This is a genomic window from Chryseobacterium defluvii, assembly GCF_003634775.1.
Taxonomy (GTDB): domain Bacteria; phylum Bacteroidota; class Bacteroidia; order Flavobacteriales; family Weeksellaceae; genus Chryseobacterium; species Chryseobacterium defluvii.
Map to the genome: position 1 here is coordinate 193782 of NZ_RBXB01000003.1, position 13974 is coordinate 207755.

The 13974-nt window shown below is 37.3% G+C and carries 14 protein-coding genes; 8 read left to right on the forward strand and 6 right to left on the reverse strand.

Annotation, left to right across the window (positions count from 1 at the left end; all coding sequences use genetic code 11):
* Positions 1-10 precede the first annotated feature (10 nt).
* The 5 genes from glpK to BCF58_RS12845 all read left to right on the forward strand — a co-directional run bounded on the left by glpK (position 11) and on the right by BCF58_RS12845 (position 6518).
* On the forward strand, positions 11-1507 hold the full coding sequence (glpK, locus tag BCF58_RS12825) for a glycerol kinase GlpK (RefSeq protein WP_121462217.1): 1497 nt from the start codon (positions 11-13) through the stop codon (positions 1505-1507).
* Positions 1508-1527: 20 nt separating this feature from the next.
* The gene (locus BCF58_RS12830) at positions 1528-2259 is read left to right on the forward strand and encodes an MIP/aquaporin family protein (protein ID WP_121462218.1); all 732 of its coding nucleotides are present in this window, start codon (positions 1528-1530) and stop codon (positions 2257-2259) included.
* Between the two features lie 112 nt (positions 2260-2371).
* Positions 2372-2785 (forward strand): hypothetical protein, encoded by a 414-nt coding sequence (locus tag BCF58_RS12835; protein WP_121462219.1) that lies wholly within the window; start codon positions 2372-2374, stop codon positions 2783-2785.
* Entirely contained in the window at positions 2785-3765 is a 981-nt protein-coding gene (locus BCF58_RS12840; protein ID WP_121462220.1) for a hypothetical protein, read from the forward strand. Before BCF58_RS12835 ends, BCF58_RS12840 begins: the two co-directional genes overlap by 1 nt.
* Positions 3766-3791: 26 nt before the next feature.
* Positions 3792-6518, forward strand: a complete 2727-nt coding sequence (locus tag BCF58_RS12845; protein WP_121462221.1) for a hypothetical protein — start codon at positions 3792-3794, stop codon at positions 6516-6518.
* A 27-nt stretch (positions 6519-6545) separates the two neighbouring features.
* On the opposite strand, the gene BCF58_RS12850 is transcribed toward BCF58_RS12845, so the two are convergent.
* From BCF58_RS12850 to rpsL, 6 genes are all read right to left on the reverse strand, one after another.
* Complete coding sequence (locus tag BCF58_RS12850; protein ID WP_121462222.1) at positions 6546-7043, reverse strand: low affinity iron permease family protein; 498 nt, start codon at positions 7041-7043, stop codon at positions 6546-6548.
* A gap of 67 nt (positions 7044-7110) precedes the next feature.
* Positions 7111-7935: a GLPGLI family protein gene (locus tag BCF58_RS12855; RefSeq protein WP_121462223.1), complete on the reverse strand. Its 825-nt coding sequence runs from the start codon at positions 7933-7935 to the stop codon at positions 7111-7113.
* 154 nt (positions 7936-8089) lie between these two features.
* The gene (gene rpsJ / locus BCF58_RS12860; RefSeq protein ID WP_002661363.1) at positions 8090-8395 is read right to left on the reverse strand and encodes a 30S ribosomal protein S10; all 306 of its coding nucleotides are present in this window, start codon (positions 8393-8395) and stop codon (positions 8090-8092) included.
* Between the two features lie 16 nt (positions 8396-8411).
* Entirely contained in the window at positions 8412-10529 is a 2118-nt protein-coding gene (gene fusA / locus BCF58_RS12865) for an elongation factor G (RefSeq protein WP_121462224.1), read from the reverse strand.
* A gap of 6 nt (positions 10530-10535) precedes the next feature.
* Positions 10536-11012, reverse strand: a complete 477-nt coding sequence (gene rpsG, locus BCF58_RS12870; RefSeq protein ID WP_121462225.1) for a 30S ribosomal protein S7 — start codon at positions 11010-11012, stop codon at positions 10536-10538.
* A 23-nt stretch (positions 11013-11035) separates the two neighbouring features.
* On the reverse strand, positions 11036-11449 hold the full coding sequence (gene rpsL, locus BCF58_RS12875) for a 30S ribosomal protein S12 (RefSeq protein ID WP_002983146.1): 414 nt from the start codon (positions 11447-11449) through the stop codon (positions 11036-11038).
* A gap of 218 nt (positions 11450-11667) precedes the next feature.
* On the opposite strand from rpsL, the gene BCF58_RS12880 reads away from it, so the two are divergent.
* The 3 genes from BCF58_RS12880 to BCF58_RS12890 all read left to right on the forward strand — a co-directional run bounded on the left by BCF58_RS12880 (position 11668) and on the right by BCF58_RS12890 (position 13936).
* Positions 11668-12144, forward strand: coding sequence for a Dps family protein (locus BCF58_RS12880; protein WP_121462226.1), 477 nt, complete (start codon positions 11668-11670; stop codon positions 12142-12144).
* Positions 12145-12233: 89 nt separating this feature from the next.
* The gene (gene pncB, locus BCF58_RS12885; protein ID WP_121462227.1) at positions 12234-13412 is read left to right on the forward strand and encodes a nicotinate phosphoribosyltransferase; all 1179 of its coding nucleotides are present in this window, start codon (positions 12234-12236) and stop codon (positions 13410-13412) included.
* Positions 13413-13417: 5 nt separating this feature from the next.
* The gene (locus BCF58_RS12890) at positions 13418-13936 is read left to right on the forward strand and encodes a YciI family protein (RefSeq protein ID WP_121462228.1); all 519 of its coding nucleotides are present in this window, start codon (positions 13418-13420) and stop codon (positions 13934-13936) included.
* Positions 13937-13974 lie beyond the last annotated feature (38 nt).

The following is a 13974-nucleotide window of genomic DNA, read 5'->3' on the forward strand; positions in this document are numbered from 1 at the left end:
ATGCCACAACATGAGTGAAAAGTTAATCCTCGCTCTGGACCAAGGTACAACCTCGTCAAGAGCCATCTTATTCAATCACAGCGGAGAAATTGAATATATTTCTCAAAGGAATTTCGAACAGATATACCCTACTCCGGGATGGGTAGAACATGATCCTAATGAAATCTGGTCTTCCCAGATTTCCGTAGCGGCAGAAATCATTGCCAAAGCCGGCATTTCAGGGAGAGAAGTAGCAGCCATCGGCATTACCAATCAACGGGAAACTACCATAGTCTGGGACAAAGAAACCGGAGAGCCTGTCTACAATGCAATCGTCTGGCAGGACAGGAGAACTTCAAAATATTGTGACGAACTCAAGGAACTGGGCCTTGCTGAAATGATTAAAGAGAAAACGGGCCTTGTACTGGATGCTTATTTTTCAGCTACAAAACTGAAATGGATCCTGGATCATGTAGAGGGAGCAAGAGAAAAAGCAGAAGCAGGAAAGTTGTGTTTTGGAACTGTTGATACTTTCCTGGTATGGAAACTGACACGTGGAAAAATGTTTATCACCGATGTTTCGAATGCGAGCAGAACAATGCTTTTGAACATTCATACATTAGAATGGGATAACGACTTACTGAAATTATTCAATATTCCGAAAGCGATTTTACCTGAAGTAAAACAAAGCAGTGAAATCTATGGAGAGACGGCAACTACGCTATTCTCTACCAAGATTCCGATTGCAGGAATTGCAGGAGATCAGCAGGCTGCTTTATTCGGACAGATGTGCACCAAGCAGGGAATGGTAAAAAACACTTACGGAACCGGATGTTTCCTTTTAATGAATACCGGAAAAGAAGTAGTTATATCAAAAAATAATTTATTAACAACCGTTGCCTGGAAAATCAACGATGAAGTCTGTTACGCTCTGGAAGGAAGTGTATTTGTAGGCGGAGCTGCTATCCAATGGGTCCGGGACGGATTAAAATTAATTAATTCGGCAGAAGAAATCAATGATTTGGCCCAATCGGTAGAGGATAATGGAGGGGTTTATTTTGTTCCTGCATTAACGGGTTTGGGAGCTCCTCATTGGGATCAATATGCCCGCGGAACAATTGTAGGTATTACCCGGGGAACAACGAACGGACATATTGCAAGGGCAACATTGGAAGGAATTGCTTTTCAGGTGTATGATATCGTGAAAGCAATGGAAGCGGATTCCGGAACAGCAAGTTTCGAATTAAGAGTTGACGGTGGTGCTTCTGCCAGTGATCTTTTGATGCAAATCCAGTCCGATTTATTCGGATTCAAAATTACCAGGCCCAAAACATTGGAAACAACGGCTTTAGGAGCCGCCTACCTTGCCGGACTTGCAGTAGGATACTGGAAAAACATTGATGAGATCCAGTCTCAATGGATCATTGACAAGGATTTTCATCCACAATTGGAAAAAGAAAAAGCCGAGAAAATGGTGAAAACATGGAATAAGGCTGTTCAGCATTCTCAAAACTGGATAGAAGATTAATCTTTTTAAAAAGTACAAATATGACTCCATTTATAGCAGAAATCATAGGAACAATGCTTCTCATCTTATTAGGGAACGGTGTTGTAGCCAACGTCGTGTTGAAGAATACCAAAGGAAACAATTCCGGATGGATGGTCATTACCACAGCCTGGGCATTGGCGGTTTTCGTAGGCGTAACCGTTGCGGGTCCTATCAGTGGCGCCCATCTGAATCCGGCGGTAAGCCTGGGATTAGCTATTGCCGGAAAATTTTCATGGAATCTGGTCCCTTCTTACATTGTGGCTCAAATGATCGGAGCGATGTCGGGAGCTTTTTTGGTTTGGCTATTCAATAAAGATCATTTTGCCATCACTGAAGATGAAGGCGCAAAGCTGGCTTGCTTCAGCACAGGCCCCGCCATCAGAAAGCCTCTTTCCAATCTGATCAGTGAAATTATCGGAACTTTTGTGTTAGTGTTTGTGATTTTCTATTTTGCAGACCCTAGTATTACATTACATCATGATCCGGATGCCAAAGTAGGATTGGGAACAGTGGGTGCTTTACCCGTTACGCTTTTAGTCTGGGCTATTGGATTGTCTTTAGGAGGAACCACAGGTTATGCCATCAATCCAGCCCGGGACTTAGGACCGAGAATTATGCACGCCATTCTACCCGTACAAGGAAGCAGTGACTGGAGCTATGCATGGATTCCTGTTACAGGTCCCTTCCTGGGAGCAATCATCGCAGCTTTATTGCATGGAGCTTTAAGTTAATTAAATCTATTTCTACAATCAGATTTTTTACAGTAAGAATTCCGAAAAATATTACCGTAGTTTTACGACTTACTTTTTGCTCAGATATTTTTATTTTTGATAAAAATTAAATATGAAAAATATTTTCAGCCTACTCATTTTCTGCATCAGTGTTCTTTCTTTTGCACAATCCAAGGCACCATTCACAGGAAGAAGGGATTTTAATATTGAACAGGGAGCAAGCGGTTCCGGAACTCCGGCTTATTATCTTGAGGTAAAAAGTAATGGTGATGTCCATTTCGGTTTTCTCCAGATCAATCAGGCAGACGGAACGGAAAAGAAAGAAGAAATTAATGCCGGGAAATATAACTCTAAAGTTATGAAAGTTCATTTCAAAACATACAATGAAACCTTCTATGTGAAATTCGATAAGGAGAAAATTTACCTTACTGATGAAAACGGCACCGTTATAAAATCCGAAGACTGTTGTCCGGTTTCTGAAATGGATAAAGGAAGTTGCTCTTGTGAAAGCGCATTTTATAATTAATGAAAGCAGTACAATTTTTACTGGCTTTTTTGTTGATTGTTTCCTGCTCCGAAAAAGAAATTCATGAATACACTTTTTATTACTGGAAAACTCATCTTTCATTAAAACCGGAAGAGAAGAAAGTATTGGATAAGGCGAAAGTTCCTTTTTTGTATACCCGGTTTTTTGACGTAGATAAAGTGAATGGAAAATTCCAGCCTGTTGCCGTCATTACAAAAGATCAAAGTTTTCAGACCAATAAGCAGATTGTTCCTACTGTGTTTGTGACCAACCGGGCTTTGTTGAAAATTTCTGAGGATGAAATAAAATTCCTTGCCCAAAGTATTCATCATTTGATTCAAAAAAAAACTGAAGAATATGGTTTGAAAATCAATAATGAGATTCAGATCGACTGTGACTGGACTAATGGAACACGGGATGACTATTTTAAGTTTTTAAAAGAACTGAAGAAAATTTCCGGAAAAGAAATCACCTGCACGCTTCGTCTCCATCAGGTAAAAGACAAAAACCTGACCGGAATTCCGCCTGTAAAAAAGGTGTATCTCATGTGTTATTCCACGTCTTCGCCTTTGGAAACTTCCGATAAGAATTCCATTCTTGACATTCATATTCTGAAAAGTTATCTTTCTAAACTGGAAGACTATCCCATTAAAAGTATTGAAGTTGCTCTTCCTATTTATTCATGGGGAATTGTTACCAATCATTTGGGAAAGCATAAACTCATTAATGCATTATCTCTAAAAGACCTTGATAATCCTGCGTTCAGGAAAATAGGGGAAAATGAAATTATTATTACCAAAGACGGATTCTACTTCGGGAATTTCCTGAACAAAGGTTTTACCATTAAAGTAGAAGAAATTACGGAAAGTCAGCTGAAAGATGTCGTTGGTTTCCTGAATAAAAAAATCCCCCGTTTTACTATTATATATTACCAATTAGATAGTAAATTTGTATTGAACCGAAACTTTGAAAAGTTGTAAGTCGCACCCACCAAAATAAAACTAATATGAAAAAGTATATTCTATCACTTGCTGTAGTATCATTCTTCTATACAAAATCCGATGCATGTGCATGGGGAGATCCTGATTATGATTATTTTAACCTGTTTACTCAAACCATCATAAAGGATAAATCTTATCTGCCCTTCCTTCATAGTTATTCAACGAGATTTTATACGGAATTTAACTATTCACAGATTCCGGATGAGAATATTGCTTCCTGGAAACAATTCTTCAATAACCAATTAAGCTATGCGGAAACAGATTACCTGGTGAATAAAATGAGCATGAATGATCTGAATGACCTGAAGAAAGGAAGCCCCAATAATTCACTACTGAAAAAACTGGGAACAGGATTTTATCAAAAATATCGTGAAGGAATTGATTACCTGATTGAGGCTAAATATCTGGAGCCTTATATGAGAATCAATTTTGTAGAAAATCCTGATTCGTTTTATTATAACCGTGCAGAAAGCAATAAAAATGCTACGAATTTAGATTATACCAAGACTATTTCCGCTTTAACCTCATTATATAATGCTGCGAAAAACCCGGAAATCAAACAAAGATATGGTTACCAGCTGGTGCGTTTCAATCATTATACCCGCAATTATGACAAAGCTTTGCAGGCTTTCAAAACATACGTTGAACCTATCCGGTTGAAAGGAGCCCCTTATTTTATGGCTCTTGATCAACTAGCCGGGGCCCAGAGAGGATTGCAGATGAACGGAGATGCCAACTGGAATTTCTTTCAGGTTTTTATGAATAGTAAAAGCCGGAAGGAATCTGCTTTTGTTTCCATGAAGCTTTCGGATACCGCCTCTTTTAACAATATTATGAAAAGAGCAGGTAACAATGAGGAAAAAAACATGGCTTACTTCCTTTTGGGATATGAAGATTTTGCCAACCCTATTCCTTTAATGGAAAAAATGTACGACATCAATCCGGATTCGGAAATTTTAAAAGTAATGGCTGCAAGAAGTATCAATGAGCTGGAAAGAAGCTATCTTCCTACCTATTATTATGCTTCTGATGACATTAATAATCCGGTTGTTCATAATAAAGACAGTTCAGGAAAGCCAGCAGATCAGACGGAAATCAAAGAAGTCAAAAAAGAGAAGCTTTCTTTCTGGGATAAAATTGTGAGATTTTTTAAAAACCTTTTCGGAGGTTCTAAATCAGATAAAAAAGATGGTGGAAAGCAGTCTGATCAAAGTGATGACGAGTTATTGGAAAATCCAGACAGAATTCCTTTCTATACTCAAAATACAGGTTTTTACTGGTCGGATGATAAGAAACCGACAGATTTTTTAAGCGACCTGGCTAAGTTCACAGAAAAAACCAAAGGTCAATCTAAGGATGAATTCTGGCAGATTGCTAATGCTTATTTAAAATTCCTGAGTAAAGATTATGAAGGAAGCACTGAAGTTTTAAATGAGATCAAAACAAGCAATCCTGAATATATGGAGGAGATCAAAAGGATGAAAGTTCTGAATGACATTGTTTCCCAGCCTAAGATCACTGCAGAATATGAAGATCATTTAATGAAAAACTATGCAGAATATTTTATTGAAAAGAAAGTAACAACAACTGACAGCACCAACTCTGATTATAATAATTATTATGGTCCTGTTCCTTCCACATCTTCTTTCCTTAAAGATGTTCTGGCTAACCGCTATTACCTTCAGGGAGAGGACGGAAAATCTTTCCTGATGAGCAATAAGCTTTCTGATCTTCAATACAATCCCAACTCAAGTCTTGTTAAAAGTGTAGAAGAGTTTTACAGAAAACCGAAGAAGACCCAGTTTGAACAACAAATCATTGCCAAAAACATGGATGATGTTGGAAATATTGATGCTTTTTTCAGTTTGATTTATGGTGACAGAGCGATGAGAACAGGTGATTTTGCCAAAGCAAAAGCTTATTATGAGAAAGCGCAAGGTTTTGTAGGCATTCCAAGGTTGAATTATGACTGGGTTTCCAATGACCAGCCAAATGTTCCTCATCAGTATACTTCGGATGAATATAATGGCTTCAGGAATATTTCGAATCTTGTATTTGGACACAATGTATGGGAAAGCTTTGAAAGTTCGGATAATGTAAGTATGGCTGCTGAAGATTATGCACAATTCCCATTCATTAAACAGAATATGAATAAGCTGGAATTGGCGGATGCACTTATTCAGCTTACCAAAATGGCAAACGGTAAGGACGAGAAATCAGCTAAGGCCAATCAGTTGATCGGTAATCTGCTTTATAATACTTCCATTCTTGGATATTACAGACATTTATTTGTGATGGACGTCAATAATATGAATGGCGGAAAATTTGATTTCTGGAGCACCAAAAATAAAACCCCTTATCAGTATTATTATAAGAACTTCCTGAGTACGTCTTATATAGAACCGGATAATTTTGATCTGGCAATTAATTACTATAAAAAAGCATTGGCATTTACTTCTGATCAAGAACAGAAAGCCAGAATCCTTTTCCAGATGGCAAGTGCGGAACAGGGAAAATATTATCAGTATGAAGCTAAAAATCCTGCCAATATTGATTATTCGGATCCGAAATGGTCAGAGAAAAATGATGCCCATGAGAAGCAGATGCAGGACATTAAAAATCAAAAATTCAGAACTTACTTTGCATTGCTCAAAACACAGTATGCAGACACTGAAATGGCAAAGAGTTTAATGGGCAGTTGTTCCTATTTCAATTACTTTATGAAACGATAATTCAGATAAGCTATAAAAAAAAAGGAATCAAATCGATTCCTTTTTTTGTTGTTTCTGCAGCCATTCCTCATGCTTTTTCATAAAGAATTCGTGCTTATAATCTTGGTTTTTCTCTGCAGCATCTATAGAATGGGAAGTATGAATATCAGCACTTTTTTCTGCAAGATCGGATAGCCTTTCATAATAAATATGCAGCTGATCCAGCTCGTCTTCCGTAAGGTCCTCAATATCCACGATCCTGTTGCTGCATTTTTCGTTGGCAGCAATCAATTCATTGAGCTTAATCTGTATCGCTTTAGAATCTTTATTCTGAGCTTTCTGAATTAAAAACACCATCAAAAAGGTAATAATTGTTGTTCCGGTATTGATAACCAATTGCCATGTTTCAGAATAATTGAAAATGGGGCCTGATAACGCCCATATCACAACAATTGCAACAGCTCCGATAAAAGCAGGGCCACTTCCGGTGAATTTTGTAGCCCCATCTGAAAATTTTTCAAAAATATTTTTTTTGGAATTTGCCATTGTATCAGTTTATCATGGTCAATCAAAAACTCCGCCGAAGTTGACGGAGTAGGATAAAATAAATAATTTAATATTGTATTGCTTTATCTATTTCAATGGGATTGTTATTTTTCTTTATGTTTTTCTGCATCAATTCGGATAATTCTTTAAGCTGTTCCGGGCTTTTCACTTCAATTCCCATTACCATAAAACGGGCAGAAGGATCTGTATTGTTTTTATAATGCTCCTTAAAATCATGAAGCGGATCATTATAATTGTCAAGCATCATTTTTCGTAGCTTAGCCTCTGTAATTTTCACGGGCTTTTGACCTGCAAAGTTTTCAAGAATCTCCCTTGTTTCATAGGTTTTGGCCAGTTTATAGCTTTTAACTAATGAAAACCTGAAGTTATCTTTATCATCATAAATTTCAAAAATAAGTCCCGGCAATCCTCTGAACTTATAAGGTCCTTCACTGAGATGAATATCTTTTGTAAACCATGCCGTCCAGTTTCTGCCTCCGAACTTTGTTGATGCTTTTTGCAAGGTATATCCTCCAAGAGTTTTTGTTTCATTGGAAAGATTCCATTTTATTTTATCTTCCGTATCTATTATAAATAAATTCTGCACAATAATATAATTGGAATTGATGTCTGAATTTTTCTTCCGGATAATAGCCGGTGTATCATCCCAGATCGCGCTGTTCTGCCCTCTTATCTTGTTTAGTGAATCTGTTTTTACAAACTCGTAATTATAGAACTTTACATCTTCGGGATTTACATCAAGTACCATATTTACTTTTCTCGGTTCTGTAGCGGTGGAATCCATTTTGAAATGGTATTCATAAATAAAACGGTGGGTCTGCCCTGCTAACGACAAACTCATCAATAGCATGATTAATAGAATTCTTTTCATAGGAATAATTTTCACAAATATACAAATATAATAGAACCTTGCAATACATAATAGTCAAAATTTAAAAATAGTAGCTGCTGTATTATTTCTTACCAATAAAAAATCCGCTCCTGTAAAGGAGCGGATTCATATAATCACGGCTAAGTGCTCGTTATCACACTTTAATTTCTACATCTACACCGCTTGGTAACTCTAATTTCATTAGAGCATCCACCGTTTTGGAAGAAGAAGAGTAGATATCCATCAATCTTTTGTGAGCAGAAAGTTGGAACTGTTCTCTAGCTTTTTTGTTTACGTGTGGAGATCTCAACACAGTGAAGATTCTCTTATTGGTTGGTAATGGAATTGGTCCGTTTACAACAGCACCAGTAGCCTTTACCGTTTTTACGATTTTCTCAGCAGACTTATCTACTAAATTGTAATCGTAAGACTTAAGTTTTATTCTGATTCTTTGTGACATTTTAATCTAATTTAAATTAACCTTTTGCTTTAGCGATTACTTCTTCAGCAATGTTCTGCGGAGCAGCTTCATATTTTTCAAATTCCATAGAAGATGTTGCTCTACCAGAAGATAATGTTCTTAATGAAGTTACATAACCGAACATTTCAGATAGTGGAACGAAAGCTTTGATTACTTTAGCGTTGTTTCTATCATCCATACCGTTTACAGTACCTCTTCTTCTGTTAAGGTCACCTACGATATCACCCATGTATTCTTCAGGAGTTACTACTTCAAGCTTCATGATTGGTTCCATGATAACCGCTTTAGCAGCTCTACCAGATTCTTTGAAACCTAACTTAGCAGCAAGTTCGAAAGATAATTGGTCAGAGTCAACCTGGTGATAAGATCCATCTTTCAATGTAACCTTCATCGCTTCAACTTCGAATCCGGCTAATGGACCATTCTTCATCGCTTCTTTGAATCCTTTTTCTACTGAAGGGATAAATTCTTTAGGAATGTTACCACCTTTAATTTCATTTACGAATTCAAGACCTGTTTTACCTTCGTCAGCCGGTCCGATTTCGAATACGATATCCGCGAACTTACCTCTACCCCCAGACTGCTTTTTGTAAACTTCTCTGTGGTTAGCTTTTTGTGTAAGAGCTTCTTTGTATTCTACTTGCGGTTGACCTTGGTTTACTTCTACTTTAAACTCTCTTCTCATACGGTCTACGATGATATCCAAGTGAAGCTCACCCATACCGGAGATGATCGTTTGTCCTGAAGCCTCATCAGTCTTAACCTGGAATGTAGGATCTTCTTCAGCTAATTTAGCTAGAGCATTACCCATTTTATCCTGGTCAGCTTTAGTTTTAGGCTCAACAGCGATACCGATTACCGGATCCGGGAAGATCATAGATTCAAGAACGATTGGGTTCTTTTCATCAGATAAAGTATCTCCTGTTTTAATATCTTTAAATCCTACAGCTGCACCAATATCTCCAGCTTCGATAAATTCTACCGGATTCTGTTTGTTAGCGTGCATCTGATAGATTCTGGAAATTCTTTCTTTGTTTCCAGATCTTGTATTCAAAATGTAAGAACCAGCGTCCAGTCTTCCTGAATAAGCTCTGAAGAATGCTAATCTACCTACGAACGGGTCTGTAGCAATTTTGAAAGCTAATGCAGCGAAAGGTTCTTTTACGTCTGGCTTTCTTGTGATTTCAGCATCAGTATTTGGATCTGTTCCTTTGATATCGTCTTTATCCATTGGAGAAGGAAGATATTTACAAACAGCATCAAGCATGAACTGTACTCCTTTGTTTTTGAAAGAAGAACCACAAGTCATTGGAATGATAGAAAGGTCGATAGTAGCTTTTCTAAGCGCTTCGTTGATTTCGTCTTCAGAAATTGAATCCGGATCTTCGAAGAATTTCTCCATCAAAGTCTCATCATAGTCAGCTACCGCTTCTACTAATTTCTCTCTATATTCAAGAACTTCATCTTTCATGTCTTCAGGAATTGGCACTACTTCGAAAGTCGCCCCTTGTCCTGCATCATCCCAGATGATCGCTCTGTTTTTAATTAAGTCTACAACTCCTTTGAAATCTTCTTCAGCACCGATTGGTAAAACGATTGGAACTGCGTTAGATCCCAACATTTCTTTAACCTGTTTTACCACGTTAAGGAAGTCAGCACCTTGTCTGTCCATTTTGTTTACGAATCCCATTCTCGCAACTTTGTAGTTGTCAGCAAGTCTCCAGTTTGTTTCAGACTGAGGCTCTACTCCATCTACTGCAGAGAATAAGAATACCAACCCATCCAATACTCTCAAAGATCTGTTAACCTCTACGGTGAAGTCAACGTGTCCCGGTGTATCAATAATGTTGAAATGGTAAGCTTTAGTTTCAGGTAAAGCTTTTCCTTGATCTGTTGGGAAATTCCAGTTACAGGTAGTAGCTGCTGAAGTAATGGTAATACCTCTTTCAGCTTCCTGCTCCATCCAGTCCATTGTAGCGGCACCTTCGTGAACCTCACCAATTTTGTGAGTTTTACCTGTATAGAATAATATTCTTTCTGTAGTAGTAGTTTTTCCTGCATCAATGTGAGCAGCAATACCAATGTTTCTTGTAAATTTAAGATCTCTACTCATTACAAATTAGAATTTAAAGTGTGAGAAAGCTTTGTTAGCTTCTGCCATTTTGTGAGTATCAGATTTCTTTTTGAAAGCAGCACCTTCTTCTCTTGAAGCAGCAACGATTTCATTAGCTAATTTCAAAGCCATTGATTTATCATTTCTAGCTTTAGAGTATTTGATTAACCATTTCATTGCCATAGAAATTTTTCTATCAGCTCTGATTGGCATCGGGATTTGGAAGTTGGCACCACCTACTCTTCTTGAACGTACTTCTACGTGAGGCATTACGTTAGTAAGGGCATCTTTCCATATCTCCAGAGATGTTTTTTCAGTATCTCCTTTTTTAGTTTCTACAACATCTAGTGCATCGTAGAAAATTTTGAATGCGATAGACTTTTTACCGTCTAGCATTAAGTTATTTACGAATCTAGTTACCAATTGATCATTAAATTTTGGATCTGGCAACAACGGTCTTTTTTTCGCTTTTGTTTTTCTCATTGTTTCTGTACCTTATTTAATGATTATTTTTTCTTTCCTTTTGCTGGTGCAGCTGCAGCTTGACCTGGCTTAGGTCTCTTAGCTCCATACTTCGATCTTCTCTGTGTTCTTCCATTTACACCTGCAGTGTCTAATGCACCTCTTACGATGTGGTAACGTACTCCCGGTAGGTCTTTCACCCTTCCGCCTCTTACCAATACTATCGAGTGCTCTTGAAGATTATGTCCTTCGCCCGGGATGTAGGCGTTAACTTCTTTACCGTTAGAAAGTCTTACCCTTGCAACTTTTCTAAGTGCAGAGTTAGGTTTCTTCGGTGTAGTAGTATATACTCTCGTACATACACCACGTCTTTGTGGACAAGAATCAAGGGCAGCCGATTTGCTCTTCTTGGCAAGCGTGGCTCTTCCTTTTCTTACTAATTGTTGAATAGTAGGCATTTAATTGCTTTTTATTTTAGGCTGCAAAAATAATAATAATTTTTTAATTGACAAGTAGTTATATACAAATAATGCTTTTTATTACAATTATTTAATAATCAGACAATCAAAAACAATTGACATAATTACTCATTGGTTACAATAGTTTTAAACTATTAAATTTTGTATCTTTATGCAAACATAGCCCCTAACTTTGCACCATATAAACAATAAACTTTATGAAAAATGCCAGTATTATCGGACTTAAAGATTCCGATTGTAAAAACATTGCGGAAAAACTGAACATACTTTTAGCCAACTACTCTGTATTCTATCAAAATACAAGAGGATCACACTGGAACATCAAAGGAGATCAGTTTTTCACCCTGCATCCGAAATTTGAAGAATTGTACAACAGTTTGGTTTTAAAAATTGATGAAATAGCGGAAAGAATTTTGACATTGGGAGCTACTCCTGCACATAACTATTCGGATTATCTGAAAGTTTCCACTATTAAAGAAAGCAAAGAGGTAAGTGACGCTACAAAAAGTGTGGAAAATATTCTCGCTTCATTCAAAGTAGTAATCGATTTACAAAGAGAGCTTCTGGATATCACAGATAAGGCAGGAGACGAAGGAACTAATTCGCAGATGAGCGATTATATTACAGAACAGGAAAAAGAAGTCTGGATGTATAATTCCTATTTAGGAAAATAAGAAATAAAACCTATTTATATTTTTAAAATCGTCTTTCCATAAGGCGATTTTTATTTTTAAAATATATAAATTTGTTAAAAACAAGATGTATGCACGAAGTTCGGTTGAATTCCATTCTCGATAATGATTTCTACAAAATCACCATGCAGAATGCGGTGGTAAAATTATTTCCAAGTCAGATCGTAAAATACGAATTTATTAATAGAGGGAAACATCATTTTCCGGAAGGATTTGATATCGCATTAAGGGAAGCTGTCATTAAAATGGCAGAACTCAAGCTCACGAAAGAGGAAAAAAAATTTCTCGAAAGAACCTGCCCCTACCTGGACCTTCCTTATCTGGACTTTCTTGAAGGGTACCATTATGATCCTTCGGAAGTAAAAATCCAGCAGGAAGGGAATGATCTCAAAGTAACGGTGGAAGGATTATGGTACAGGGCTATCTTATGGGAAGTCCCCTTATTGTCTTTAATCAGCGAGCTGCATTATGAAATGAATCATATGGAAAGAGATTCCAACGAATCTGTAATGAATAAAACCCTTGAAAAAGCAGAGCAGCTAAATAAATTAGGAGTGAACTTTGCAGAATTCGGGACCAGAAGAAGACACTCTTATAAAGTACAGAACCTGGTCATGGAAGCTTTAATACAGAAAAAAGACTCCACTTTTATCGGAAGCTCCAACGTTCATTTTGCCATGAAATATAATGTAAAGCCTATCGGAACCCATGCTCATGAATGGTTTATGTTCCATGGAGCAGAATACGGATTTAAAATGGCCAACCAACTTGCATTGGAACATTGGGTAGATGTATACAGAGGGGATTTGGGAGTCGCCCTTTCAGACACGTATACTACTGATGTATTCTTCCAACAATTCGATAAGAAATTTGCGAAACTTTTTGACGGGGTTCGTCATGACAGCGGTGATCCATTAGAATTTGCGGATAAGACCATTGCACATTACCAGAAAAACGGAATCAATCCTTTATTTAAATATATCATTTTTTCCGATGGTTTAAATCTTGAAAAAGTAGAGGAAATTACGAGCTACTGCAGAGGAAAAATCGGGATTTCTTTCGGAATCGGAACCAATCTCACCAATGACGTAGGTTTGAAACCCATGAATATTGTGATGAAGCTTATCGGCGTACAGGCTCCGAATAAAGACTGGATTCCCACGGTAAAGCTTTCAGATGAACACGGAAAATATACCGGGGATCCTAAAATGATCGAATTAGCCAAAGAATTTTTAAGAATACAAAACTAAATGACATGAAAAATATTTTATTAGTACTAACCTTGTGTTTAATAACTTCCTGCTCTATTCATACTAAAGGGCAAAACGGGCAACCGGGAAAATCCGGGACGTCAGGAGTTGATACGGGCAAAACAGAAAAACCTAAATTCAACCAGGAACTGGCAACTTCTTTGGGAGCAGATAAGTATGGAATGAAAGCTTATACTATTGTAATGCTTACTACAGGACCTACAAAAGTGGAAGATAAAACCAAAATGGGTGAGCTGATGAAAGGGCATTTGGCTAATATTGGAAAATTAGCGGACGAAGGCAAAATCATTGTTGCAGGACCATTTTTAGAAAAAAATAAAGAAACCTTTCGGGGAATGTTTATTTTCAATACGAAATCTAAAGAAGAAGCTGAACAATGGGTAAAAACCGACCCTGCCGTTCAGGCCGGAGTTTTCAATTATGAAATTTTCCCTTGGTACGGATCAGCAGCGTTGCCTTTATACCTTAAGCATCATGCTGAAATATCGAAAGAAAATCCATAAGAACCCAAACTACAAAAAATATGTGGTTGATCTAGCAT